Origin of the sequence: Prevotella sp. RM4, from assembly GCF_000701965.1 — a bacterium.
In the GTDB taxonomy this organism is placed as follows: Bacteria; Bacteroidota; Bacteroidia; order Bacteroidales; family Bacteroidaceae; genus Prevotella; species Prevotella ruminicola.
Genome location: NZ_KL370843.1, coordinates 53,186 through 77,642 on the forward strand (window position 1 = coordinate 53,186; position 24,457 = coordinate 77,642).

Sequence of the window (24,457 nt, forward strand, 5' to 3'; positions counted from 1 at the left end):
ATGTTTAATGTTTAATCTTCCTCAAATCGTGAGTGAGCTTGGCAGCGCAGAAGTTTGGTCCGCACATGGTGCAGTACTCGCCATCGGTATGGCCAGCCTCGGTGAAATACTGCAGCGCCAGTTCGGGATCCAACGACAGGTGGAACTGATCGCGCCAACGGAAATCGAAACGGGCCTTCGACAGGGCGTTGTCGCGGATGGTGGCACCGGGGTGTCCCTTTGCCAGGTCGGCTGCATGGGCAGCTATCTTATAGGCAATGATACCTGCGCGCACATCGTCCTTATTAGGCAGGGCCAGATGCTCCTTGGGGGTTACGTAACAGAGCATGGCAGTTCCCAGCCAGGCTATCTGCGCACCACCGATGGCACTGGTAATATGATCGTAGCCAGGAGCGATATCGGTAACAATAGGTCCGAGGGTGTAGAATGGTGCCTCGTGGCACTTCTCCAACTGGCGCTCCATGTTCTCCTTGATTTTATGCATGGGCACATGTCCGGGACCCTCGATAAAGGCCTGCACATTCTTTTCCCAGGCACGTACCACCAGCTCGCCCATGGTGTCGAGCTCGGCAAACTGGGCGGCATCGTTGGCATCGGCTGTACAGCCAGGGCGCAAACCATCGCCCAGCGACAGGGCTACATCGTATTTGGCCACAATATCGCAGATATCATCAAAGTGCTCATACAGGAAGCTCTCCTTATCATGCAGCAGGCACCACTTGCTCATAATGCTACCGCCACGACTCACGATACCGCACAATCTGCTATCGGCCAGGTGCACGTTGTGGCGACGGATGCCGGCATGGATGGTAAAGTAATCCACACCCTGCTCGCACTGTTCGATGAGTGTGTCGCGATACACCTCCCACGAGAGGTCTTCCACCTTGCCATCCACCTTTTCCAAAGCCTGATAGATGGGCACGGTGCCTACGGGTACAGGACAGTTACGCAGAATCCACTCGCGGGTTTCGTGAATGTTATTTCCCGTCGAAAGGTCCATCAGCGTGTCGCCACCCCACTTGCACGACCATACGGCCTTGTCTACCTCTTCGTCGATGCTGGATGTAGTGGCCGAGTTACCGATATTGGTATTGATTTTCACCGCAAAGTTGCGTCCGATAATCATCGGCTCGCTCTCGGGGTGATGGATGTTAGCGGGGATAACGGCACGTCCGCGTGCCACCTCCTGGCGTACGTATTCGGGAGTGATATGACTCTCGATACCCAGTGCCTGGCAGTTCATGTTTTCGCGAATGGCCACATACTCCATCTCGGGAGTGATGATGCCTGCCTTAGCACACGCCATCTGGGTGATGCCCTGACCTTTCTTAGCACGATCGGCAATCCACTGCTGGCGCATGGGTGGCAGTCCCTTCTTCAGGTCAACCGTATAGTTGGGGTCGGTATAAGGACCGCTGGTATCGTAGATATACACTGGTTCGTTCTTCTCTACGTGGGTTTTGCCGTCGGCATCCTTCGTCACCGTTGGTGTCAGGTTCACCTTGGTCATACCCACCTTTACATCAGGATACAAATTTCCTTGCATATAGGCCTTCTCTCTCTGAGCATAGGCCTTGTGATCGTTTATCATTAAAAATTAAACATTAAACATTAAACATTAAGAAAAGCGGTTAATGGACTTGAGGCCTCGGCATTGTCGGCGATGGCTCCTAAGCCTGCCTCGAAGGCCTGGCGACCGGCGATGACAGCCTGACGGAAGGCATCAGCCATTTTTACGGGATCGCCTGCAACGGCAATGGCGGTATTCACCAGCACGCAGTCGGCACCCATCTCCATGGCCTCGGCAGCATGACTGGGGGCACCGATACCGGCATCAACCACTACAGGCACCGTGGCCTGGTCGATGATAATCTGCAGAAAATCCTTCATTCTCAAACCCTTGTTGGTACCGATGGGGGCAGCCAGTGGCATGACAGTAGCTGCACCAGCCTCTTCCAGATGCTTACACAGCGTAGGGTCGGCCTGGCAGTATGGCAGCACCACAAAGCCCAGTTTTACCAACTGCTCGGTGGCCTTCAGGGTCTCAACCGAGTCGGGCAACAAGTAGCGTGGGTCGGGGTGTATCTCCAACTTCAACCAGTTGGTGCCAAAGGCCTCGCGGGCCATCTGGGCAGCAAACACCGCCTCTTCAGCATTACGCACACCCGAGGTATTGGGTAGCAGTTGTATACGTGGGTTCTGGGTGATGTGTGTCAGCAAATCGTCGTTCTTGTCGTCGAGTTCCACACGTTTCATGGCAACGGTAACCATCTCCGATCCCGAAGCCTCGATAGCCTGGGCCATCAGCGCATTGTTGTTAAACTTGCCTGTGCCCAGAAACAAACGAGAGTTAAACTCCCGTCCTGCAATTACTAATTTACTCATGATTAACTATGTTTGTTAAGTGTTTCATTTCGTCAATGGGGTTCGCAGCCCTTAGCACTGTACCACTCAGGGCAATGCCGGTGATGCCGGTAGCCAGTATGGCGGGTATATCGTCCTTGGTAATGCCGCCGATAGCCACAATGGGTATGTCGATATGCGCCGCACGCATCTCGATGATAATCCGTCGGTAGCCATCCAGACCTAGTACCGGCGACAACTTCTGCTTGGTGGTAGTAAAGCGGAAGGGGCCACAGCCAATGTAGTCGGCACCAGCCGCATAATGGGCTTTTACATCCCATATGGTGTTAGCAGTTCCACCTATGATATAATCGGGACCTAACTGGCGGCGTGCCTCGCTAATGGGCATATCGTTCTTACCCAGATGCACACCATCGGCCTGCAACTCCTTTACTAATGCCACGCGATCGTCGATAATAAACGTAGCGCCATACTGCTTACATAGCTTCTGGGCCTCAATCGCAACGGGGCGCACCTCATCGTCGGTAGCGTCCTTCATGCGCAGCTGTATCCATCGGCAACCACCCTGCAAGGCAAGGCGGATGCTGTCCAGATAGCTATACTTATCGGTGTAGTGAGATATAAACTGTAACATAGCCCTTACCCCCCGCATGCAGCTTTGATAATAGTGATAGTGGCGCCCTCTTGCAGGATGGTGTCATCCCAAGTAGTGCGCGGTTTCAACTCATTATCGATAGCTATTGCCACACCTTTGGCGGGCAACTGCAATTGGGCGGCAAGCTCGGATACAGTTTTGGCTTGCGTCTCGTGTTGTTTGTTGTTAATCCTTACTTTCATATTGCATTCCTCCGACGGCATTACCCGTATCAGGTTCTATGGGTATTTTCTCAGCTTTGGCACATGCCTCAGCACCCCGAATATTTAATTTTGCGCTGCAAAAGTAATGTTTTTATTTCTATCTGACAAATAAATCGCAGTTTTTTTTGCTATTTGCTATCAATTTACTACTTTTGCACTACAATGGAAAGGAATAAAGAGATATATAAGGTAACAATGGTGGGTGGCGCGGTGAATGTGGTGCTACTGCTGTTTAAGTTTGTGGCGGGCATTGTGGGACATAGTGCGGCAATGATTGCCGATGCGGTGCACTCGCTGTCCGACTTTGTCACAGATATCATCGTGCTGGTGTTTGTGCGCATCAGCGGCAAGCCTACCGACAAATCGCACGAGTACGGGCATGGTAAATACGAAACGCTGGCCACCACACTGATTGGGTTGGCACTACTGATAGTAGCTGTAGGCATTGTGTACAGCGCACTCACAAAAATTATCCATTGGGCACAGGGCGGCACCTTAGAGGCACCAGGCCTGCTGGCACTCTGGGCAGCGCTGCTGTCGATTGTACTCAAGGAGGCGGTGTTCCACTACTCGATGGTGCAGGCCCGCAAGCTGAACTCGCAGGCAGTAGAGGCCAACGCCTGGCACCACCGCAGCGATGCCCTGTCGAGTATAGGCACAGCCATCGGCATTGGTGGCGCCATCTTCTTAGGTGAACGATGGACGGTGCTCGATCCCATGGCAGGTATCATCGTGGGCCTATTTATTATTAAGGTGGCGATAGACCTGCTGCGTAATGGCATTGGCGACCTGATGGAGCATTCGCTGCCCGATGAGGTTGAGAGCGAGATTCTGCAGCTGGCAGGATCGATACCTGGCGTTACAGAGCCACACGATCTGCACACGCGCCGTTTGGGCAACCACTACGCCATAGAGTTGCACATACTGATGGACGATGACATCAGTCTGCGCGAGGCTCACAACAAGAGCGAAGAGGTAGAAAACATTCTACGCGAGCACTACGGCGCCGAAACACACATCGCCGTTCACGTAGAACCAAAAAGCATCAGAGAACATTAAACTTGTCGGCATCGTCCAGCACAGGGAACTTCTTACGGAAACGCTGCAGCTGTTCCATGTCGAGTTCAACGGTAGCAATACCCTCCTCACCATCGGCACACTGGGCGATGGTGCGGCCATAGGCATCAATCACCACCGAACCACCTATATACTTACAGGTGCCGTCGCTACCCACACGGTTTACGCCTATCACATAGCACTGGTTCTCGATGGCACGCGCCTTCAGTAAGGTTTGCCAAACATCCTGACGCTGTTCGGGCCAGTTGGCTACATAGATGATGGCATCGTAATCGCCACGCGAACGCGAAAAAACAGGGAATCGCAAATCGTAGCACACCTGCAGCAGGAAACGCACACCACCCCACTCTGCTATCACACGGCGATCGCCTGGCACGTAATCCCTGGTTTCGCCGGCAAACGTAAACAGATGGCGCTTGTCGTAATACTCGTCCTTGCCATCGGGGCGAACAAAATACAAACGGTTACGCAGCTGTCCAGCGTCATCCTTAGTAGCCACACTTCCTACTACGGCAGCATCATACAGAAACCCCTTGGTCCCCATCCACTGCAAAATATCATAACCCGTATAATCCGAGCCTCCTACACCGCCCTCGGGCATAAAGCCTGTGGCAAAGGTTTCAGGCAGCACAAACATATCAGCATCCGGATGCTGATCTATCAACGTTTCAAGATGCTCCAGATTCTCAGAAAAATCGTTGCTACGTATATCGTTTTGTACAATCGCTATCTTCATAATCTTTATACCTTATTAATATAATATGCCGGCAAAGATACAAAAAAAACTAAAAAAATGCACCACCTTATAGAAAAATAATGTATATTTGCGCCACAAATCAACTATTCAAAACAGTTTATGAATCATTTAAAACAAACCTTTATCTGTGCTTTTACAGCTACGATGCTCTGTGCGCCCATGCAGGCCCAGACATCAAAGGCCGAACTGTTGGCTAACATGGAGTTGGCTACCGGCAACTATTGCAATTACCCCCTGCCCAAGGGAACAGTAACGCCTGCACCTGCTGGGTACGAACCATTCTACGTGAGTCATTACGGCCGTCACGGTGCCCGCTATATGACCGACGACAATGCCTACAAATACGTGATTGGCAAGATGGATACCGCCCAGGCGCGCGGCTGGCTTACACCCAAAGGCGTAGAGGTACTGCAACGTGTAAAACTGGCTGCTGCCGATGCATGGCATCGCGATGGCGACCTGACTAAGCTGGGTGCCCGACAGCATCAGGGCATAGCCCACCGACTGGCTACCAACTACCAACAACTGCTGATGCAGCCCGTTGAGGTAAAAGCCAACTCATCAACCGTTCGTCGCTGCATGCTCTCGATGGCTAACTTCTGTCAGGAACTGAAGAGCATGAATCCAAAGCTCAGCATCACAATGGATGCCAGCGAACACGACATGTACTACCTGATACCCAACGACAGTATTTTCATCCCCAAGAAAGGTATCGACGGACATCTGTACGACAAGCTGGATAAGTTCCGCCACGAAAAGCTGAACGGACGCTACCAGATGCAGATGCTGTTTAAGGATCCCAAACAACTGGAAGGATTTGTGGATGGCTACAAGCTGGCTGATGGCTTATGGAACATCGCCTCGAACATGCATTGTCTGCCCGAGTTGAATCTGTCGTTCAACGATCTGTTTACCACCGACGAACTTATCGACGGCTTTTATGTTTACAATGCCAGCTGGTGCCTGTGGGAGGGATTGATGCCTGGTTCGCGCCCCAACTACTACGCCATCTATCCGCTGCTGAAGAACTTCCTCGACGAGGCCGACCTCATGATAGCTTCGGGTAAGAAACAGGTGCGCCTTCGCTTCGGTCACGACAGCGTGCTGCTACCTTTCTCATATATATTAGGTGTAAAAGAGGCCCTGGGTGGCACGCAGGATATGGAGAATCTGCACAACACATTTGCCCTGTTCCGACTCATCCCCATGGCAGGTAACGTGCAGCTTATCTTCTTCCGCAAGCAGGGCTCGGATGATATCCTGGTTAAATTCCTGATGAACGAGAACGAGACATCCATCCCCATCCCAACCGACTGCTACCCCTTCTACCATTGGAAGGATGTTTCGGCCTATTATCGTAACATTTTGAAACAAGCAAACGTAACCTATAAAGATGAAAATAGCGATTGATTTAGGCGGTACCAACATGCGTGTTGGACTGACCGATGGCGCCACGGTGGTTGATACCGTGATAGAGCCCTGCCCCGCACAGGAGCCCGAGGAGGTGGTGCTTGCCCAACTGAAGCGACAGATTTCCCAGCTGATGCGCCCCGAGGTAACGGGCATTGGTGTGGGTGTGCCTTCGGTGGTAGATTGCCAGCAGGGCATCGTATATAATGTGGCTAATATCCCCTCGTGGCAGGAGGTACATCTGAAGGAGATTCTCGAAAACGACTTTAGTGTGCCCGTAGCCGTTAACAACGATGCCAACTGCTTTGCCTTGGGTGCCTGGCGCTATGGCGAGGGCAAGGGCACACAGAATATGGTGGGCCTGACGATAGGTACCGGCATTGGCGCAGGTATCATCATCGATGGCAAGCTGTATAACGGTGTGAATACAGGTGCTGGCGAGATAGGTTCGCTGCCCTATCTGGATGCCGACTACGAGTTTTACTGCAGTAGCCGATTCTTCAGTAAGCTGCATGGCGACACAGGTGCTAACTTTGCCAAGTTGGCTTTGGCTGGCGACAAGGAGGCACTGGCTGTGTGGCAGGAGTTTGGCACGCATGTAGGCAACCTGATGAAGGCGGTGCTGTTTACCTATGCCCCCGAAGCCATCATCATCGGTGGCGGCATAGCCAACGCATTCGCACTTTACGAAGCGCCCATGCGCCAGCAACTCAGCACCTTCCCCTACCCCGAGAACGTAGCTGCCACCCGCATCCAGCCATCAACCTTACCAAACGCTGCCATGCTGGGAGCCGCAGCTTTACATTAAACATTAAACATTAACATTAAAGGCTGCGATTAAGCGAGAACAGAGCCAAGCTTGCTTGGGCTTTGTCGAGCGTGAGCAGGCTCAATACGAAGTATTAACATTAAAATATGAAATTTAAAACTATTTTGGCGGCGGGGATGCTGGCGGTTGTGGCTGCTGCATGTACCGAGCATAAGACATTGGATATGAACTGGGAGGTAGAAACACCCGATGGTTGGATACCAGCCCAAGTGCCTGGCACCCTGATGGGTACGCTCACTGCCAACGGCATAGAACCCGAAGCACTTACTGCCGACGACTATGCCAGGATTAACAAAACACAGTTTGATAAAAGCTGGAAGTACCGCACCACTTTTGAGTTGCAACCACTCAACGAGGGAGAACATGCGGTGCTGAACTTCGACGGTATCAGCTACCGCGCCAACGTATGGCTTAACGGCAAGCAGATAGCCAACAGCAAGGAGATGTACGGCGCGTTCCGACAGTTTGAGTTTGATGTAACCAACGAGATTGCCAAACAAAACAAGCTGGAGGTTGAGGTGTTTCGTGCACAGCCCGGCGAACCCAACATCGGTTTTGCCGACTGGAATCCGCGCCCTGCCGACGAGAACATGGGTATCTACCGCGAGGTGCGTGTAAAAACCTGCGGCAATGTGGCCCTGTCGCACTCAGCCGTACGTTCGCGTGTAAACACCGAAACGCTGAACGAGGCCTGGCTCACCATCGCCACCGAACTGCGCAACCTGTCGGACAAGCCCGTCGAAGGCACCGTGCAGGGTACTGCCGACGGACAGAAGTTCAACTACCGCGTAAGTCTGGCTCCTGGCGAGAAGAAACGCTTTGTGAGTCCTACCGAGATACATATCAAAAACCCAAAATTGTGGTGGTGCCACAACATGGGCAAGCCCGAACTGTGTGATTTGCACATTGAGTTTGCCGAGGACCACAAAATTTCGGATTTCGAAGATGTGCGATTTGGTATTCGCGAGATAAAAAGCTACCTCACCGACGAGGGTTACCGCGCCTTTTCGCTGAATGGACAGCCCGTGCTGCTGCGTGGTGCCGGTTGGACCGATGATATCTATCTGCGCGACACACCCGAGAGTAATCGCCAGCAACTGGAGTATGTGCGCGACATGAATATGAACACCGTGCGCCTGGAGGGTTTCTGGGGCACCTCGCAGAACCTGTACGACCTGTGCGACGAGCTGGGACTCTTTATCCTGGTGGGCTGGAGCTGTCACTGGGAGTGGGAGGACTATATCGGCTCGCCCTGCGACGAGCTGTACGGCGGCATACTGAGCCCAGAGAATATCGACCTGATAGCCCGTTCGTTCGAGGATCAGGTGATGTGGCTGCGCTATCACCCATCCATCATCGGCTGGTTTGTAGGTAGCGACATGCTGCCCAAGCCCGAACTGGAGAAAAAATATCAGCAGTTCCTGAGCACCGAGGACGATCGCCAATACCTGATTTCGGCCAAGGATCAGACGAGCGAGATATCTGGTCCTTCAGGCACCAAGATGGCTGGTCCGTACGAGTATGTGGGTCCCAGCTACTGGTATCTGCCAGATGCTCCTGGAGGCGCATTCGGATTCAATACTGAGACGGGTATCGGCGCCCAGTTGCCTGTAAAAGAGTCGCTGCAGAAGATGTTAGGCCCCAACCTCTTCCCCATCGACCAGCGCTGGAACATCCTGTGTACCGCATCGGGCAGCGACATGAACTCGCTGAAACAGCTGAACGAGGTGATTCGCAACCGCTTTAGCGAGGCCAAGGATATCGACGAGTACCTGCGCCGTGCCGACATGCTGAACTACGAGAGCACCAAGGCAATGTTCGAGAGTTTCCGAGTAAGATTGCCACACACCACAGGCATCATCCAGTGGATGCTGAACAGCTCACGCCCAGGCATTTACTGGCAGTTGTACGACTACTACAAACAGCCCAATGCCGCCTACTACGGTGTAAAGAAAGCCAACGCCCCAGTGCAGCTGATTTACGACTACTACACCAAGGCCGTGTATGCCGTTAACGAGACGCTGCACCCCGCCAAGGCCACAGCCCGCATGCAACTGCTGAGAGGCGACAAGAGCACCGACGACAGCCAGGAGATTGAGATAGCCCCCGGCATGGTAACCAAGGTGTTTGATATCGATATGGCCCAGGCCCCTGCCGCCTTCCTGCTGCTGAAGCTGGGCGACGACATCACCAACGAGTATTTTATTGTAAGCGAGAAGGATACGTACGATTGGGACAAGACCACCTGGGTACACACCCCTATCACCAAGTACGCCTCGTATGCCATGCTCGACAGCCTGTGTACCACCGATGTAAAGCTTACCACCACTCCCACTAACGATGGCTACCAGGTACAAATAAGCAATCCTACCGATAAGGTGGCGTTTATGATTCGCTTAACAGCCAAGAACCAGGGCGAGCTGATTTGCCCCGCCTACTGGAGCGACAACTACCTGACGCTGGCCCCAGGCGAGACACGTACCGTTACCTGTCGAATGCCATCCTTGACTGACAAAACTAAGGTTGAGATAGGAGTTTCCAAGCAATAAGTGTAAAATTACAATAATTTTTTGCTCCAAATCAAATAATTATTCCGAAACCGTGATTTGTTTCGGAATAATTTTGTATCTTTGCCCCCAAATTTAACGTTTTTCAATTAATTATTCATTATGAACGACAACAAAGTTATGAACATGGCAGCGGATAATATCCGTATCCTTGCTGCTTCGATGGTTGAGAAGGCTAAGTCGGGACACCCCGGCGGTGCTATGGGCGGTGCTGATTTCATCAACACCCTTTACAGTGAGTTCCTGGTTTACGATCCCGAGAATCCCGCATGGGAGGGTCGCGACCGTTTCTTCCTCGATCCAGGTCACATGGCTCCAATGCTGTACAGCCAGCTCGCCCTGATCGGCAAGTACACTCTCGAGGATCTGAAGAACCTGCGCCAGTGGGGCTCAGTAACTCCAGGTCACCCCGAGCGCGAGATTGAGCGCGGAATCGAGAACACCTCTGGTCCTCTTGGTCAGGGTCACTGTTTCGCAGTAGGTGCTGCCATCGCCGCTAAGTTCCTGAAGGCTCGTCTGGGCAACGTCATGAACCAGACTATCTACGCCTACATCTCTGACGGTGGTGTACAGGAGGAGATTTCACAGGGTGCTGGTCGTATCGCTGGTAACCTGGGACTCGACAACCTCATCATGTTCTACGACGCTAACGATATTCAGCTCTCTACCAAGACCGAGGTGGTTACCTGCGAGGATACCGCCAAGAAGTACGAGGCATGGGGCTGGTTTGTACAGAAGATTAACGGTAACGATGTTGACCAGATTCGCGAGGCCATCAAGAAGGCTCAGGCCGAGAAGGATCGCCCATCACTCATCATCGGTCACTGTGTAATGGGTAAGGGTGCCCGTAAGGCTGACAACAGCTCATACGAGAGCAACTGCGCTACTCACGGTGCTCCTCTCGGTGGCGATGCTTACATCAACACCATGAAGAACCTGGGTGCCGATCCCGAGAACCCATTCCAGATCTTCCCCGAGGTTCAGGAGATGTACGCAAAGCGTGCCGAGGAGCTGAAGAAGATTGTAGCTGAGCGCTATGCCGAGAAGGCTGAGTGGGCTAAGGGTCACCCCGAGCAGGCCAAGCAGCTCGAGGAGTGGTTCAGCGGCAAGGCTCCTGTTATCGACTGGAGCAAGGTTGAGCAGAAGGCAGGTGCTGCTACACGTGGTGCCAGCGCTACTGTTCTGTCAGCTCTCGCTGAGCAGGTTCCCAACATGATTTGTGCATCAGCCGACCTGAGCAACTCAGATAAGACCGACGGTTTCTTGAAGAAGACTCACGACCTGGTTCGTGGCGACTTCAGCGGTGCCTTCTTCGAGGCAGGTGTAGCCGAGCTCACCATGGCTTGCTGCTGCATTGGTATGGCTCTGCACGGTGGTGTTATCCCCGCATGCGGTACCTTCTTTGTATTCTCTGATTACATGAAGCCCGCCGTACGTATGGCTGCCCTCATGGAGCTGCCTGTTAAGTTCATCTGGACTCACGATGCCTTCCGCGTAGGTGAGGATGGTCCTACCCACGAGCCTGTTGAGCAGGAGGCACAGATCCGTCTGATGGAGAAGCTGAAGAACCACCACGGTAAGAACTCTGTATTGGTAGTTCGTCCTGCCGATGCCGAGGAGACCACCGTTTGCTGGCGCATGGCTATGGAGAATGTTGATACTCCTACAGCTCTTATCTTCTCTCGTCAGAATATCGACATGCTGCCTGAGGGCAACGACTACAACCAGGCCACTAAGGGTGCTTACGTTGTAGCTGGTAGCGATGAGAAGTTCGATGTAATCCTGTTGGCTTCAGGTTCCGAGGTTTCTACCCTCGAGGCTGGTGCTAAGCTGCTCCGCGAGGATGGCGTTAAGGTTCGCGTGGTTAGCGTTCCTTCTGAGGGATTGTTCCGCAGCCAGAGCAAGGAGTATCAGCAGAGCGTACTGCCCGCAGGTGTTAAGAAGTTCGGTCTCACCGCTGGTCTGCCCGTTAACCTCGAGGGTCTGGTAGGTGCCGACGGTACCGTATGGGGTCTGGAGAGCTTCGGTTTCTCAGCTCCTTACAAGGTGCTCGACGAGAAGCTCGGCTTCACCGGCGAGAATGTTTACAAGCAGGTAAAGGCTCTGCTTGCTTAAGTAATAATTTGGCACGGATTAACACGGCTTTATATAAAAAGACGCGGCTTTCTACTTGAAAAGAGCTGTGTGCTTATAAAAATAAGGCAGTGTTAATCCGTGCCTCTTAAATAAATTATAACTATGGAAGTAAAGACAGTTGGAGTTGCTTGCGATCACGCAGGCTTCGCTTTAAAGCAGTTTGTGCTCCAGTACCTGGAGGAGAAGGGTTATCCCGTTAAGGACTATGGTACATGGAGCGATGCCAGTGTAGATTATCCCGATTTCGGACACGCACTGGCCGAGGGTATCGAGAGTGGCGAGGTTTATCCCGGTATTGCCATCTGTGGCAGTGGCGAGGGTATCTCAATCACCCTGAACAAGCACCAGCAGGTGCGCGCCGGATTGTGCTGGATTCCCGAGATTGCACATCTCATCCGTCAGCACAACGATGCCAACGTACTGGTAATGCCAGGCCGTTTCATCGACAATAACATGGCTCGCAAGATTATGGACGAGTTCTTCACCGCCAGCTTCGAAGGTGGCCGCCACCAGAAGCGCGTGGACAAGATTCCCGTTCAGAAATAATATTTTTTAGGCACGGATTAACACGGCTTTTTTATAAAAAAGACACGGCTTTAGCATTGCAACTATAGCCGTGTCTTTAATTTATTAAAGCCGTGTTAATCCGTGCCTAATTCTTTATGTCGTACTTATTCTTTCGCTGTTCGGCTTTGCGGGGCTTGCCTACTCCGTGGAATCCCATGTGAGGCGATTTCACACCCTGATAACCCGCATGACGCTGACGGATTCGCTGCACGTAATCCACCGTCTCCGAACCACGCATATAACCATATTTTACGATGGGGTCGTTATAATAGCGGGGCTGACTCAGCTTCAGCACATAAGGCGCCACCTCGCTCCAGCGGTGTGGGTTGCGGCCGTCGCGCTTAGCCAGGTTCATGGCATCACGGATATGGTGCGCACCACCATTATAACTGGCCAGCACAAAATTGGTGCGCTCATACTGGTCGCGCACATCCGAGAATGTGTTCTGCAACTGTCCGATATATTTCACCGCCGCACGTATGTTCGTCTCAGGCTCGTACAGCTGACTGCGTGACACGCCCAGATGGTCGGCTGTGCCAGGCATAATCTGCATCAGTCCCTTAGCCCCCACAAACGATACGGCACGCGGGTCGAAAGTCGACTCCTGATAGCACTGGGCAGCCAGCAGTCGCCAGTCCCAGCGTATGTCGCGGGCATACGTCATAAAATAACCGTCGTAATGCGAGATAATGCCGCCCTTGGCATCCAGCATGGGCGAGAAAATGCGGCGATGCACCTTGCGCACCGTCAGCAGGTCGTTCTCCTCCTTCTGCACAGCCGCTATCAGCTCCGGGCGATACCAGCCCTGCAGCTCCTTAGCCAGGTCGTTCTTAGCCGTATCGGCACTGATATGTCCCGGTGTGGGCCAGGCCACAATGTCCACCTCGCCATCGGCAAAACGTTTTACTAACTCCATACTGTCGCGGCACACCTCTACACGCAGGCGCACACCCAGCGAGTCGGCAAATCGCTGACAAATCAGGAACTGCGTGCCCAGACTCTTACCATGATACTCATAGTACGTATGCGGACCGCTCACCGTGGCCATAATCAGCTCGCCACTGGTCTGGATATCATGCAGATCAAACTCGTCGGATACCGAAACGGTATCATCTATCACGCCCCAGGGTGCCACAATGGGTTCGTGCTTCTTTTCGAAACACGACACCAGCGATAGCAAAACCGCTCCAAAACCGACATATTTATACCATTTTCGCATCAATCTGCACCATTTTGTTAGTAAAAACGGTGCAAAGGTACTACTTTTTGGTCAGTAATGACACTTATTTCGCGAAAAATTTGTAATTTTGCACCCGATATTTTTTAGATTTAACGATATGTTAAGAATTGCAGTACAATCAAAAGGACGTCTTTTCGAGGACACCATGAACCTGTTGTCAGAGGCTGACATCAAGGTTAGTGCCTCAAAACGCACCTTGCTGGTGCAGTCGTCCAACTTTCCGCTGGAGGTGCTTTACCTCCGCGATGATGACATTCCACAGAGTGTAGCCAGTGGAGTGGCTGACATCGGTGTAGTGGGCGAAAACGAGTTTGTTGAGCGTGGCGAAGATGCTGATATCATCTCACGTCTCGGCTTCTCAAAATGCCGCCTCTCGCTGGCCATTCCCAAAGAGATCGACTACAAGGGAGTAGAGTGGTTCAACGGCAAGAAGATTGCCACCAGCTACCCCGGAATCCTTCGACATTTCCTTGAGCAGCATCATATCCATGCCGAAATCCATGTCATCACAGGTAGCGTAGAAATCAGCCCGGGTATTGGTCTGGCCGATGCTATCTTTGATATCGTTTCATCAGGCTCTACCCTGGTGAGCAATAATCTGCGCGAAGTTGAGATTGTAATGCAGAGTGAGGCTCTGCTGATTGGCAACAAGCAGATGAGCGACGAAAAGAAAGCCATCCTCGAGCAGATGCTGTTCCGCTTTAAGGCCGTAAAGGATGCCGAGGACAAGAAGTATGTACGTATGAACGCCCCCAAGGCCCGCCTGCAGGAGATTATCAACGTGCTGCCAGGCCTGAAAAGCCCCACCATCATCCCTCTGGCTGATGAGGAGTGGTGCTCGGTTCACACCGTACTCGACCAGAAGCAGTTCTGGGAGATTATTGGCAAACTCAAGGAAATGGGCGCCCAGGGCATCCTGGTTACCCCCATTGAAAAGATGATTCTTTGAGATTAAACATTAAAGATTAAACATTAAATTTCAGTTTAATGATTATTATAAGAAACCCTCAAAGAAGCGAGTGGGCAAAGATTGTAGAGCGTCCGCACTTGGATGTTTCGCAGCTCAACGACACCGTAGCATCGGTATTGGCCGACGTAAAGAAGCGCGGCGATGATGCCGTAAAGGGCTACGAGCTGAAGTTCGACCATGTTGATCTGCCCACACTGGCTGTATCCGAAGAGGAGATGAACGAAGCCGAAGCGCTGGTAAGTGCCGATTTGAAAGCAGCCATCCAGGTAGCTCACTACAATATCAAGACCTTCCACGAGTCGCAGCAGTTCAAGGGCAAGAAGATCGAAACGCAGCCCGGCGTGGTTTGCTGGCAGAAGAGTGTAGCCATCCAGAAGGTTGGACTCTACATTCCCGGCGGCACCGCCCCACTCTTCTCTACCGTACTCATGCTGGCCACACCAGCTAAGATTGCAGGATGCGAGGAGATTGTGCTCTGCACCCCTCCAGGTCGCGATGGTAAGGTAAACCCCGCCATTCTGGTGGCAGCCCGCATTGCAGGTGTAAGCAAGATATTCAAGGCAGGTGGCGTACAGGCCATCGGCGCTATGGCCTATGGTACCCAGAGCGTACCCAAGGTATATAAAATCTTCGGTCCCGGCAACCAGTATGTCATGGCCGCCAAGCAGCAGGTTAGCCTGCACGACGTAGCTATCGACATGCCCGCTGGTCCTTCCGAGGTGTGCGTCATCGCCGATAAGCATGCCAACATCGAGTTTGTAGCTGCCGACTTGCTGTCGCAGGCCGAGCATGGTATCGACTCGCAGGTATTCCTCATCACCACCTCCGAGCAGGTCATCCTCGACGTTCAGGCCGAGGTTAACCGTCAGCTGGATTTGCTGCCCCGTAAGGAGATGGCAGCCAAGGCACTCGACAACAGCCGTCTGGTACTGGTAAGCAGTCTTCAGGAGGCCATCGACCTCTCGAATGCCTATGCTCCCGAGCACCTCATTCTGCAGGTAAAGGATTATGCCAAGGTGGCCAATAAGGTAGTAAATGCAGGTAGCGTGTTCCTGGGCGAGTATGCCTGTGAGAGTGCAGGCGACTATGCCAGCGGCACCAATCACACCCTGCCCACCCACGGTTATGCCACAGCCTACAGCGGTGTAAACCTCGACAGCTACTGCCGTAAGATCACCTTCCAGCATCTTACCGAGGACGGTATCCGCAGCATCGGTCGCGCCGTAGAACTCATGGCCGAAGCCGAACAGCTCGAAGCACATGCCAACGCGATGCGCGTACGCTTGCGTACATTAAACATTAAAGATTAAACATTAAATTTCAGTATTTGTATGAAAGAGAAGTTTAATCTAGAACGATTGACGAGAAGAAATATATGGAACTTAGCTCCATATAGTTCTGCGAGGAATGAGTACGCTGGCCGCGAGGCCAGGGTGTTTCTCGATGCCAACGAGAATCCATACAACGCGCCTTACAACCGCTACCCCGACCCCTTGCAGCTGGAGCTCAAGGAGGCCATCGCTAAAGTAAAAGGCGTGCCTGCCCAGTGCATCTTCCTGGGCAACGGTAGCGACGAGGCCATCGACCTGCCCTATCGCTGTTTCTGCGAGCCAGGCGTGGATAATGTGGTGGCCATCGAGCCCACCTACGGTATGTATAAGGTGTGTGCCGATATCAACAACGTAGAGTATCGCACCGTATTGCTCGACGAGCATTTCCAGGTAACTGCCGACGCACTGTTGGCTGCCACCGACGAGCATACCAAGATTATCTGGCTGTGCACCCCTAACAACCCCACCGGCAACTGCCTGAAACCCGAAGAGGTGGTTAAGGTGATTGAACAGTTCGACGGTCTGGTGATTGTCGATGAAGCTTACAGCGATTTCTCATCGCAGACGTCGTTCCGCCAGTGGGCCATGATCAATGGTCAATGGTCGCGCCCCAACCTGATAGTGCTCAACACCATGTCGAAGGCATGGGGCTGTGCCGCTATCCGTCTGGGCATGGCTTTCGCATCAGAAGGCATCATCGACATTTTTAATAAGGTGAAGTATCCCTACAATGTCAACCTGCTCACCCAGCAGCAGGCACTCAAGGCATTGCAGGACCCATTCGAAGTAGATGGTTGGGTAAAGATTCTGAAGGAGGAGCGCGGCCGCGTAATGCAGGCCTTCAGCATACTCCCTATCTGCGAGAAGATTTATCCTACGGATGCCAACTTCTTCCTGGCCAAGATGACCGATGCCACCGGTATCTACAACTATCTGGTGGATCAGGGCATCATCGTTCGCAACCGCAACCGCGTGCAGCTCTGTCAGAACTGCCTGCGCATCACCATCGGCACCAAGACCGAAAACAGCGAGTTGATTGCCGCCCTGCGTCAGTACTAGTATCAGGCCGCGGCCCTCTAAATAGCAAAACACCCTGCCTCAGTAACATGAAGCAGGGTGTTTTTTTATTTTCTGGATACAAAAAGTTTTCAAAATGGTTATAACACTACAACCTTTTTTATATAATTTAACCACAAATATCGTCATAAGAACAATTGACACAATTTCTCTTGTGTTCATCACGTTTAACAAATTTGCCCCAAAAGTGTTCATCACGTTTAACAAATTTAAGGCACAGGATGACAAGGGACGGTTCTGTGGCAGCCGTTTTTTTGGGATGACAAGGGACGGTTCTGTGGCAGCCGTTTTTTTGTGTCCTTAAGGTTTTGTCTACATCACAAAATGACGATTTCGAATAAATAATTTGGAAGTTTCAAAACTTCTTCCTATCTTTGCAACCGAAAGGATAATAAAAACGACGATTATGGAAACAACAACCTACAAGCAGCGCACCCGCGAAGAAGTAATGGCATGGTTACAAAAAGCCAGAGAGCGCAAGGATGCCTTCCAGAAAAGGGCTAACGAGATATTCGCCGAGGAGGAGCGACTGAGACAACAGGCTGCCGACTCCCATTACTACGATATTGCAGTGAAGTAATGAAGAACCTCGACGTTACCCGCATCAACATCTATGCTCCGTACAAAGTATGGAGCGATGGTGAGATATATCGTTTCGAAACCGACAATGGCATCAAATACCTCGTAGATTTCGAATTGGATAGTAACCCATACTACACTGCTTTTTGGTTCAACCTTACAAATCCTGAGCACACTAAATCTCCTGGTGACATAAAGATAGCACAAACCGTTATCTGTATCATTGAGGAATTCTTCAGGCTGAATCCTGACGTATTGCTCTATATGTGCAGCACCGACAATGGCCAGCAGGCACAGCGCGCGCGTTTATTCCTTAGATGGTTCAACGGCTACGAGCAACAAAAGCGTTATCTCATTAAGGCCACTGAGGTAAGAGGTGTTGGTCCCGACAACAAGCCTATTAAGGAATATATAGCGCTCATTGTTCCTCGTAATCATCCACAAATAGATGAAATCGTAAACCGCTTCGATGCCGAAGTGGCGATGTTCAACGATATGAAACCATAACCTACCCTTCATTTACCAAAGCAACAAAAGGGGATTTCCCGACCTGGCAGAAAACAGCTTATCCTACAGAGTAATCCCTTTCGCAGAGTTATCGCTTAACAAACAAAGAGAGCCGTGCCGCGGGGCATGGCTCTCTGATTGTTTCTAGGCTTGGATAAACGCAACCTTGCGGCGATTACTGAATGGGCGCACGGCAAAGTGCAGCCAGATGGCACCACAGCGGTTACGCTCGATTAGCAACTCATCAAAATCCTGACGACTCTCATCTGCATAATCTAGAAGTATGGTGGCATAGCGTATCAGCTGTTCCATCCCCAGCACGCGGATATCCACCGCGCACCCAGTGAGGTGGTTGCTCCCCGCCGCGCCACCAATCTTCTTATTTAATTGCGGGCTGCGATACCCAGAGTTAATACGGATGGGTTCCTCACCCACTCCATATTTATCATTATAACGCTTGCGCAGCACCTCCAGCCAACCGCACAACCGCTTCAGGTTTGCAATCGCCTCATGGCTAGGGATGTTATACACTTCGGGATGACTACTACTCTTTGTCATCTCCCCGAGTTTGAAGTGCTCGGAGAGGTTTGCATTACTGTTTAACTGAACTATGGATTCCATAATGTTTAATGTTTAATGTTTAATGTTTAATGTATAATTTACCTTTCTCTTCTTGTTCACGTTCAGTGGTGTACTATGGGGGAAAGCCTCGCTGTAGGCAGCATCGAGAACTTTCAGATTTATTTTCCAAAAGCTGATGCCTGTACGTACAGCTACAATAGCGCGCAGCAGTTCGCGGTGCTTGCGCGGATAGAGACTGGGCAGAGGCAGCTCGTTCCAACCTTCCTGCTCGCACAGGTGGCATACCTCCCAAATAAAGTTATCGGTAGCCTCACCACCGAACCACGCCTTCAATACGTTTCGGATGCAGAAACGCTTACACTGACCTCCGAAGAGGCGCCTTGTGCGCTCCAGCCTAAGCCAGAGCTTCACAAAGCATTCTTGGTTGTTTTCGATTTTGACCATTTTGACCACTATTAACTATTCACTTTTCTATAGTTTCCATCCTGTTCAAGCACCACAAGCCCCTGCTTGCGCCAGTTTTTCAGCATCTGGCGAACGGTGTTGTGGGTCACATTGGAACCTTTCACCGCTACCGAGTGCTGCATAGCTTGCTGGAAGGTGAACTGGATGTCCAGTCGCTCAAAAATAGAGTCGTTCTTGCCGCGCTTCTGTCGTTCACCGTTCAGACCGCCTGCATAGTCGCGACTTTGGAAAGCGTTCTCTATGCGATCACGGAAGAAGTAGAGGGCGTTCTCTAGTAGCGAGTCGGCTATCACGTCGTAGGCCTCCAGCATCGTTGGGGTCTGTGCTTTCAGCAGCAGTTCCCTCCACAGCCCAGGCTTCTGTTTTAGCTGCGCCTCGGCACCGCTCAATCCGTGCTTCTGAATCAACCCCTCGCACACCTTGCACAGCATGAGGCAACACACCATTCGTTGTGCTGTTACGCACACGCGGAAGCGCTGACGGGCACGGGTGCGGTCGTCGTTTTTCATCGTCTCCAAGCGGATGCGCTCTACCCATGCCCTACCCTTTGCCTCTAGCTTAGGCAGCACCACCTCGCCGTACATCAGCGGTAGCAGGTGGGCAATCTGCTGTATGCGGTCGCGCTGGCGGTCGGTAAGTACGTAGGGCTTATCCTCAAGCGGTGCAAAGGTATTGTCAGGCGTGCGGGCTACCGCTATACGACTCTGAAATCCATCTGTGTAGTTGTTTACCACACGATACAGCGCATCGGGTGTGCCGCACATCGTAACGTTCCATAGCAGGTGCTCAATATGTACGTTTACCGCATCGGCACTGCGGGCCTCGCGCTCAAACTTGCTGCCGTCGTAACTTTGGCGCAGCATTACAGAGAAGTCACACATCGTTGATTTCCACTTCTGTGCCACCGTATCAGCCTCAGGCGTAAACGAGAAGCCGTGCTTACCCTCGGTGTTAGCCAGGCGCTCAGCCAGGTTGGCCACAGTATTGTTCAGCGTTAGCCAGCGTACGGGAAGCTTTGGTTCCTCGGGCTGATTCTTCTGGTTCTTGGCGGCACGCTTTTTGGCGCGCCACTCCTCTTCCTGCTGCTGGTACATCTTGTCAAGCGCAGCTACCTCGCTCATCCAAGCTTCCACTACGGGGTCGATACCACCCTTGCCCGATGCAAAATCACCGGCTATGTACGATATCAGGTTCAAACCGCGCTTGGTGCCATGTACATCCAGCTGCACGCCCGTAGCCAGCGTACCGATACAAGGACAAATGGCCGTAACCACTGGCATGGCCAGCGATGGGCCTACGGCATCAATAGAGTCCTTCACTCCTTGTGGAAGCTTGGAAATTTTTAGCAATTGACAACACGATTCAAGGACTTCTGTTTCACCATTATCAGCAGCAAATTCAGTCTTGTCAGTCCTGTTGTCCGTTCTTGCGTCCCCCCGGTAGCAAGCGAGCGGAGCTCGAGCGGCAAAATAATTAAGCACATTGCGCAGGCGCAGGGGGAATCCGTTGTACTCCGAACTTAGCGCACTCTTAATCTTCGCACGTTTCTCTTCAGGTGTAAAACCATCGTAGCAGGGTATAACTTGATCCAACCAATCGGCATTCTTGGCGCAGATGTGGCGCAGGTCGCAAGCCAACTGATAAGTCAACGTATCACGGTCGCCAATAGTAGGTTCAAACCCGTGATTGTTCAACTCCCAGTACTTTGCGATAATGTCCGTAAATGGTATGCCGTGATAGTGCGTAGGGAAGTTTTCTTGCAACGGCTCTGCCCTATTAGTCCTGTCCTCCGTTGCTAAATTAATCTCTTGCTTCACACTCGCGTTCACACTCTCCTCAAACAGTCGCTTGTCGGGGCCATAAAGCACGTAGCTTCTCGGTACCGCGAACGAGCCGCGAGCCAGGTCTTTGGTTTTCGAATCATCGGTTACACCCAATTTGGCAGCCAGCCACTGTTTCGACTGGTCAATACGCTCCGTTGGCTTCAGAATGCCGAACTGACTGGGGATGATATACACGATGCGTAACCCCTTGCCCGAACAACTCACGTGTGCCAATACTATCAGATGCTCCAGCTCCAGCCTGATGAGCAACTGCACCAGTCGTTTCCATACCTCGCGAGGGTCTTCGCCGTTAAGCTCGTCCAGATCCAAGTAGGCCATCCCAGTAGGCACAGCACTCTTAGCATGTCGGTGTCCATCGGTATAATTGGCCATAAACATCAGCAGCGGCAAACCCTGTTTCAGCATCTTTGCCTCGTCGCTATCGTGGTCAACCCCGGTTAGCTTTTGGCATACCTCAGCCACCTCGGGCGAATCGAATATTTCGTTAAGCGTTTCCTGAGGGCAAGCCAGCACTTGTGCCGACTTGCCATTCTTGCAGTACGATATCATAAACTGTATCCTCCTCCTTTCATCAATTCACGAATCACCTTTCGCGCTATGGCGCTGGCCTGCTCCATTAGCTTTTGGGGCAACAGCCTTACCTCATCCTCATCCAGCGAGAACACAAAATAGTAGCGGCCGTTACGTCCGTGCGACAACGAGCAGTTATCCTCACGAAACAGCGGCTTGTTCTTTGGTCGTTTAGGCAACTCGCTCATATACACGTTACCATCGCGCATGCCCTGCACCTTGAAGCGTCCGTTAAAAGCCTCGGCCACCACATCCTCGCAGCACTCAAAATCCAGAGTGCGCTGTCCTGTTTCCAACTTGCCGAAGGTCATCAAACCTTCAACCATTACCTGTTCTCCTAAGATATTACTTTTTCTAGTTTTCATATTATTTCTAAGTTATTAAGCGAGAAGAAGTTTCGGATTCCTTGGCCATTTACTCGAGAAAATCCTCCTCGGCTTCAACTCAGAAATTACTGTTGGTTGTTAACTCTCTTAATGGAAAAGCGATTTGATAAATTCCTTACCCTGCTTGGTCCACACCAGATAGGGGCGCTGCTTGCGGGCGCCGTCCAAGGCGTGATAGTGAAATTTGCGCTCCTCGGCATAGCCGCAATCGGCATACTTGGCAGTAAGCTTGTATCTGCCGTAACTCCAATACATCACACCCTTATCTACCAGGAAGTGGTTCAGCACCTTTACATCCACCTCCAAGCTCTCTGCCACCTGGGTAGCCGTAAAGCAGTCGTCGGCAGGCAGATTGCTGCGAGCAATCGTTCGTGCCACAATGCGGTTGGCAGCCTCAACCATCTCGCTCTCGGTCATCACCTCGCCCGTACGTGGGTTTCGGGTTGGTATGTAACCGCCCGTCTGTCGAATCTGCGGCAGCACCTCGGCTGTTACCCAGCGCTTAAACTCCTTAGCCTGCGGCAGCTTAGAGCTGAGCACCAAAGCGTAAAGACCGCTCTCGTTGATGATAATCACGCTTCGAGTTTGACCTGACAGAACGAATCGTTCGGTCAGCTTGTCATCGTCGTCAACGTGGTCGCGAATAGCTTTCGGGGTATTTGTATATCCCAGCGCATCTGCCACATCTTTACCTACAAAGAAAGTCTCACCGTTCTCGTTTGTGAGTGTTCGAACCTCGCCGAACATCTCATGCTTAAAAATCTGAATGTCTTTTGCCATAATAATGTTTAATGTTTCGCTCGACATCCCGTAGGGTGGCGCTTGCTACCGAAGGGACGCAAGAATCTTTAATGTTTAATGTTTAATAACTACGATATCGGTTGCAAGTATCTCCTGGAACGTTTGTCCCTGATACTCGTGTGTAGAGAAACGAAGTGTGGCTGCCACCACATCACCTTCGTAGAACCTGCACGCCGCCAGATTACCCAGCATGGCGCACACATACTCGTTTTCGAACTTACCACCACCCATCTCGCGCAGCACAATGTTGCACTTCTGGATAGTACCGTTGTCACTCTTTGATGACTGTACGCTAAAGGCCTCGCCCTGGCGTACTACTTTTAAGATTTTTGTTTCCATAATGTGTATCAATAAATCAAATTAACACTTGTCTCATCGACGCTGCAAAAGTATGGCAAATAATCCGATGAAAAAATGAAAGAAAGTTGGACGCAACTTTCATTCACACGTAACATGTTGATACAAAACAAATTGAGCCCTCATTTACGAGAGCTCAACTTTCATGATTCTTTCAAAAAACTATCCAAAAATATGTTGTTTTAGGTATTTGTCAACCGATTTTCTTATTTCATTTTCGGGCGATTCGCCCAGTTTCTGTCTCACAGGGTGATCGCCACCCTTACTTGGTTCCAGATATTGCGCCATATTCACCGTGTTGGCAGTGGGCACAAAAATGGTTGCAGCCATCTGGTGTATGATTTGCGCCACAAGATTGCGATTAAACGTTGTGTCTTGTTGCTTGCCACTATCGTACACATGCATTTTCACCTCCTTCAGTTCCAGAATCCCCATCCACAACTGGTCGTAACAATCAATATAACTGTCGCGCACCATGGGCTTCAGCCTGCCCACATAGTCCATTATTGCATCTTTTGTATGATGGCTATTGCTGGTTGTCTTGTTGTCATTTGGCTGATTACAGGAATAGCTTATGGTTGCTCCCTCCTCAAGTATAAGGTTTATCTGTGCGTGTTCCAGATTAGCTCCTTGTAGCAGCCCCGTCATCAACTCCTTCTTCTCTTGGTTTGTCATAGTCATCAGTGTTTGTAAAACAGATGTTGGTATCCTTCTCCAGAATAAAATTAAACTGATTATTCTGAACAACAAATAATAGATTAACCTCTCGGTTCGCCAGCAAGCATATTGGATTTTGGTCCAAAGTTTCAGTCTTAGTTGCCTGCTGGCATCGCGCTAACTTTAGCGCCCCAACTGCGCGTAGCAGTAATGATAATAGTTTGTTCATATGCAATGATAATATTTAGTTATAGTTATGCGATCAATTTATAGAATCGCGGTTACAAAGATATAATAAAAAAGCCAGAACGCAGCATCTTTTTTTATCTTTTTATTGCGTGATTTTTGCCCCAAAACTTGGTGTTTCAGATTATTTGGTTATTTTATAAACAGCGATTGCTGCCAATGCAGCAACCGCCATTATTTAGTAGTTTATTTTCAAAACAAACTTTTTTTTCATCAAAACGCCTCTCTACAAATCAAACATAGATTTTGGGCGTTTATTCGCTATAAGAAGAGGTTGGAT

The 24,457-nt window shown here is 51.1% G+C and carries 24 protein-coding genes and 1 riboswitch; of the genes, 11 read left to right on the forward strand and 13 right to left on the reverse strand.

Going from position 1 to position 24,457, the window contains the following annotated elements:
* Nucleotides 1-4: 4 nt before the first annotated feature.
* From thiC to thiS, 4 genes are all read right to left on the reverse strand, one after another.
* Nucleotides 5-1,591 (reverse strand): phosphomethylpyrimidine synthase ThiC, encoded by a 1,587-nt coding sequence (gene thiC, locus T499_RS0113440; RefSeq protein WP_033151395.1) that lies wholly within the window; start codon nt 1,589-1,591, stop codon nt 5-7.
* Between the two features lie 20 nt (nt 1,592-1,611).
* Nucleotides 1,612-2,385 (reverse strand): thiazole synthase, encoded by a 774-nt coding sequence (locus tag T499_RS0113445; protein WP_033151396.1) that lies wholly within the window; start codon nt 2,383-2,385, stop codon nt 1,612-1,614.
* The gene (locus T499_RS0113450; protein WP_139294819.1) at nt 2,378-2,998 is read right to left on the reverse strand and encodes a thiamine phosphate synthase; all 621 of its coding nucleotides are present in this window, start codon (nt 2,996-2,998) and stop codon (nt 2,378-2,380) included. The genes T499_RS0113445 and T499_RS0113450 overlap by 8 nt, the downstream gene beginning before the upstream one ends.
* 5 nt (nt 2,999-3,003) lie before the next feature.
* Nucleotides 3,004-3,201 (reverse strand): sulfur carrier protein ThiS, encoded by a 198-nt coding sequence (gene thiS, locus T499_RS0113455; protein ID WP_013063548.1) that lies wholly within the window; start codon nt 3,199-3,201, stop codon nt 3,004-3,006.
* Nucleotides 3,188-3,290, reverse strand: a riboswitch (TPP riboswitch). It overlaps the preceding gene by 14 nt.
* A 94-nt stretch (nt 3,291-3,384) precedes the next feature.
* Here thiS and T499_RS0113460 point away from each other — a divergent pair.
* Nucleotides 3,385-4,281 carry a cation diffusion facilitator family transporter gene (locus T499_RS0113460; RefSeq protein ID WP_033151397.1) on the forward strand — a complete coding sequence of 299 codons (897 nt, stop codon included), beginning with the start codon at nt 3,385-3,387 and terminating at the stop codon, nt 4,279-4,281.
* Here T499_RS0113460 and T499_RS0113465 read toward each other — a convergent pair.
* A complete protein-coding gene (locus tag T499_RS0113465) occupies nt 4,268-5,035 on the reverse strand; it encodes an amidohydrolase (protein ID WP_033151398.1) in 768 nt (255 codons plus the stop codon). The genes T499_RS0113460 and T499_RS0113465 overlap by 14 nt on opposite strands.
* Nucleotides 5,036-5,155: 120 nt before the next feature.
* On the opposite strand from T499_RS0113465, the gene T499_RS0113470 reads away from it, so the two are divergent.
* The 5 genes from T499_RS0113470 (at nt 5,156) to rpiB (ending at nt 12,544) form a co-directional block, all read left to right on the forward strand.
* Nucleotides 5,156-6,466, forward strand: a complete 1,311-nt coding sequence (locus T499_RS0113470; RefSeq protein ID WP_052173764.1) for a histidine-type phosphatase — start codon at nt 5,156-5,158, stop codon at nt 6,464-6,466.
* Nucleotides 6,450-7,274: an ROK family protein gene (locus tag T499_RS0113475; protein WP_013063626.1), complete on the forward strand. Its 825-nt coding sequence runs from the start codon at nt 6,450-6,452 to the stop codon at nt 7,272-7,274. Before T499_RS0113470 ends, T499_RS0113475 begins: the two co-directional genes overlap by 17 nt.
* 107 nt (nt 7,275-7,381) lie before the next feature.
* Entirely contained in the window at nt 7,382-9,844 is a 2,463-nt protein-coding gene (locus T499_RS0113480) for a glycoside hydrolase family 2 protein (RefSeq protein ID WP_033151399.1), read from the forward strand.
* 120 nt (nt 9,845-9,964) lie between these two features.
* A complete protein-coding gene (locus T499_RS0113485; protein ID WP_157054625.1) occupies nt 9,965-11,977 on the forward strand; it encodes a transketolase family protein in 2,013 nt (670 codons plus the stop codon).
* Between the two features lie 123 nt (nt 11,978-12,100).
* On the forward strand, nt 12,101-12,544 hold the full coding sequence (gene rpiB / locus T499_RS0113490) for a ribose 5-phosphate isomerase B (protein ID WP_028907954.1): 444 nt from the start codon (nt 12,101-12,103) through the stop codon (nt 12,542-12,544).
* A 106-nt stretch (nt 12,545-12,650) separates the two neighbouring features.
* On the opposite strand, the gene T499_RS0113495 is transcribed toward rpiB, so the two are convergent.
* Nucleotides 12,651-13,784, reverse strand: coding sequence for an MltF family protein (locus T499_RS0113495; RefSeq protein ID WP_052173766.1), 1,134 nt, complete (start codon nt 13,782-13,784; stop codon nt 12,651-12,653).
* A 118-nt stretch (nt 13,785-13,902) separates the two neighbouring features.
* Between T499_RS0113495 and hisG the strand changes: the two genes are divergently transcribed.
* The 5 genes from hisG to T499_RS0113520 all read left to right on the forward strand — a co-directional run bounded on the left by hisG (nt 13,903) and on the right by T499_RS0113520 (nt 18,269).
* A complete protein-coding gene (hisG, locus tag T499_RS0113500) occupies nt 13,903-14,754 on the forward strand; it encodes an ATP phosphoribosyltransferase (protein WP_033151401.1) in 852 nt (283 codons plus the stop codon).
* 38 nt (nt 14,755-14,792) lie between these two features.
* A complete protein-coding gene (hisD, locus tag T499_RS0113505; RefSeq protein ID WP_033151402.1) occupies nt 14,793-16,085 on the forward strand; it encodes a histidinol dehydrogenase in 1,293 nt (430 codons plus the stop codon).
* 21 nt (nt 16,086-16,106) lie between these two features.
* Entirely contained in the window at nt 16,107-17,165 is a 1,059-nt protein-coding gene (hisC, locus tag T499_RS0113510; RefSeq protein ID WP_033151403.1) for a histidinol-phosphate transaminase, read from the forward strand.
* Nucleotides 17,166-17,589: 424 nt separating this feature from the next.
* Nucleotides 17,590-17,763, forward strand: coding sequence for a hypothetical protein (locus T499_RS14890; RefSeq protein ID WP_198021311.1), 174 nt, complete (start codon nt 17,590-17,592; stop codon nt 17,761-17,763).
* Nucleotides 17,763-18,269 carry a DUF6169 family protein gene (locus T499_RS0113520; RefSeq protein WP_033151405.1) on the forward strand — a complete coding sequence of 169 codons (507 nt, stop codon included), beginning with the start codon at nt 17,763-17,765 and terminating at the stop codon, nt 18,267-18,269. Before T499_RS14890 ends, T499_RS0113520 begins: the two co-directional genes overlap by 1 nt.
* A 144-nt stretch (nt 18,270-18,413) precedes the next feature.
* Here the strand turns inward: T499_RS0113520 and T499_RS0113525 are convergent, their stop codons facing one another.
* From T499_RS0113525 to T499_RS0113555, 7 genes are all read right to left on the reverse strand, one after another.
* A complete protein-coding gene (locus tag T499_RS0113525) occupies nt 18,414-18,890 on the reverse strand; it encodes a D-Ala-D-Ala carboxypeptidase family metallohydrolase (protein ID WP_052173768.1) in 477 nt (158 codons plus the stop codon).
* A 12-nt stretch (nt 18,891-18,902) separates the two neighbouring features.
* The gene (locus T499_RS0113530) at nt 18,903-19,295 is read right to left on the reverse strand and encodes a hypothetical protein (protein WP_157054626.1); all 393 of its coding nucleotides are present in this window, start codon (nt 19,293-19,295) and stop codon (nt 18,903-18,905) included.
* 11 nt (nt 19,296-19,306) lie between these two features.
* Nucleotides 19,307-21,709: a DUF3987 domain-containing protein gene (locus T499_RS0113535; protein ID WP_052173770.1), complete on the reverse strand. Its 2,403-nt coding sequence runs from the start codon at nt 21,707-21,709 to the stop codon at nt 19,307-19,309.
* On the reverse strand, nt 21,706-22,095 hold the full coding sequence (locus tag T499_RS0113540; protein ID WP_157054627.1) for a hypothetical protein: 390 nt from the start codon (nt 22,093-22,095) through the stop codon (nt 21,706-21,708). Before T499_RS0113540 ends, T499_RS0113535 begins: the two co-directional genes overlap by 4 nt.
* Before the next feature lie 108 nt (nt 22,096-22,203).
* Nucleotides 22,204-22,896 carry a BRO family protein gene (locus tag T499_RS14520; protein ID WP_157054628.1) on the reverse strand — a complete coding sequence of 231 codons (693 nt, stop codon included), beginning with the start codon at nt 22,894-22,896 and terminating at the stop codon, nt 22,204-22,206.
* Nucleotides 22,897-22,971: 75 nt separating this feature from the next.
* Complete coding sequence (locus tag T499_RS0113550; RefSeq protein WP_033151408.1) at nt 22,972-23,256, reverse strand: hypothetical protein; 285 nt, start codon at nt 23,254-23,256, stop codon at nt 22,972-22,974.
* Nucleotides 23,257-23,436: 180 nt separating this feature from the next.
* On the reverse strand, nt 23,437-23,949 hold the full coding sequence (locus tag T499_RS0113555) for a hypothetical protein (RefSeq protein ID WP_157054629.1): 513 nt from the start codon (nt 23,947-23,949) through the stop codon (nt 23,437-23,439).
* Nucleotides 23,950-24,457 lie beyond the last annotated feature (508 nt).

Excerpts from the sequence above, each read along its gene's own strand:
- thiC (WP_033151395.1), bottom strand. The coding sequence starts at position 1,591 with ATGATAAACGATCACAAGGCCTATGCTCAGAGAGAGAAGGCCTATATG.
- T499_RS0113445 (WP_033151396.1), bottom strand. The coding sequence starts at position 2,385 with ATGAGTAAATTAGTAATTGCAGGACGGGAGTTTAACTCTCGTTTGTTT.
- T499_RS0113450 (WP_139294819.1), bottom strand. The coding sequence starts at position 2,998 with ATGTTACAGTTTATATCTCACTACACCGATAAGTATAGCTATCTGGAC.
- thiS (WP_013063548.1), bottom strand. The coding sequence starts at position 3,201 with ATGAAAGTAAGGATTAACAACAAACAACACGAGACGCAAGCCAAAACT.
- T499_RS0113460 (WP_033151397.1), top strand. The coding sequence starts at position 3,385 with ATGGAAAGGAATAAAGAGATATATAAGGTAACAATGGTGGGTGGCGCG.
- T499_RS0113465 (WP_033151398.1), bottom strand. The coding sequence starts at position 5,035 with ATGAAGATAGCGATTGTACAAAACGATATACGTAGCAACGATTTTTCT.
- T499_RS0113470 (WP_052173764.1), top strand. The coding sequence starts at position 5,156 with ATGAATCATTTAAAACAAACCTTTATCTGTGCTTTTACAGCTACGATG.
- T499_RS0113475 (WP_013063626.1), top strand. The coding sequence starts at position 6,450 with ATGAAAATAGCGATTGATTTAGGCGGTACCAACATGCGTGTTGGACTG.
- T499_RS0113480 (WP_033151399.1), top strand. The coding sequence starts at position 7,382 with ATGAAATTTAAAACTATTTTGGCGGCGGGGATGCTGGCGGTTGTGGCT.
- T499_RS0113485 (WP_157054625.1), top strand. The coding sequence starts at position 9,965 with ATGAACGACAACAAAGTTATGAACATGGCAGCGGATAATATCCGTATC.
- rpiB (WP_028907954.1), top strand. The coding sequence starts at position 12,101 with ATGGAAGTAAAGACAGTTGGAGTTGCTTGCGATCACGCAGGCTTCGCT.
- T499_RS0113495 (WP_052173766.1), bottom strand. The coding sequence starts at position 13,784 with ATGCGAAAATGGTATAAATATGTCGGTTTTGGAGCGGTTTTGCTATCG.
- hisG (WP_033151401.1), top strand. The coding sequence starts at position 13,903 with ATGTTAAGAATTGCAGTACAATCAAAAGGACGTCTTTTCGAGGACACC.
- hisD (WP_033151402.1), top strand. The coding sequence starts at position 14,793 with ATGATTATTATAAGAAACCCTCAAAGAAGCGAGTGGGCAAAGATTGTA.
- hisC (WP_033151403.1), top strand. The coding sequence starts at position 16,107 with ATGAAAGAGAAGTTTAATCTAGAACGATTGACGAGAAGAAATATATGG.
- T499_RS14890 (WP_198021311.1), top strand. The coding sequence starts at position 17,590 with ATGGAAACAACAACCTACAAGCAGCGCACCCGCGAAGAAGTAATGGCA.
- T499_RS0113520 (WP_033151405.1), top strand. The coding sequence starts at position 17,763 with ATGAAGAACCTCGACGTTACCCGCATCAACATCTATGCTCCGTACAAA.
- T499_RS0113525 (WP_052173768.1), bottom strand. The coding sequence starts at position 18,890 with ATGGAATCCATAGTTCAGTTAAACAGTAATGCAAACCTCTCCGAGCAC.
- T499_RS0113530 (WP_157054626.1), bottom strand. The coding sequence starts at position 19,295 with ATGGTCAAAATCGAAAACAACCAAGAATGCTTTGTGAAGCTCTGGCTT.
- T499_RS0113535 (WP_052173770.1), bottom strand. The coding sequence starts at position 21,709 with ATGATATCGTACTGCAAGAATGGCAAGTCGGCACAAGTGCTGGCTTGC.
- T499_RS0113540 (WP_157054627.1), bottom strand. The coding sequence starts at position 22,095 with ATGAAAACTAGAAAAAGTAATATCTTAGGAGAACAGGTAATGGTTGAA.
- T499_RS14520 (WP_157054628.1), bottom strand. The coding sequence starts at position 22,896 with ATGGCAAAAGACATTCAGATTTTTAAGCATGAGATGTTCGGCGAGGTT.
- T499_RS0113550 (WP_033151408.1), bottom strand. The coding sequence starts at position 23,256 with ATGGAAACAAAAATCTTAAAAGTAGTACGCCAGGGCGAGGCCTTTAGC.
- T499_RS0113555 (WP_157054629.1), bottom strand. The coding sequence starts at position 23,949 with ATGACAAACCAAGAGAAGAAGGAGTTGATGACGGGGCTGCTACAAGGA.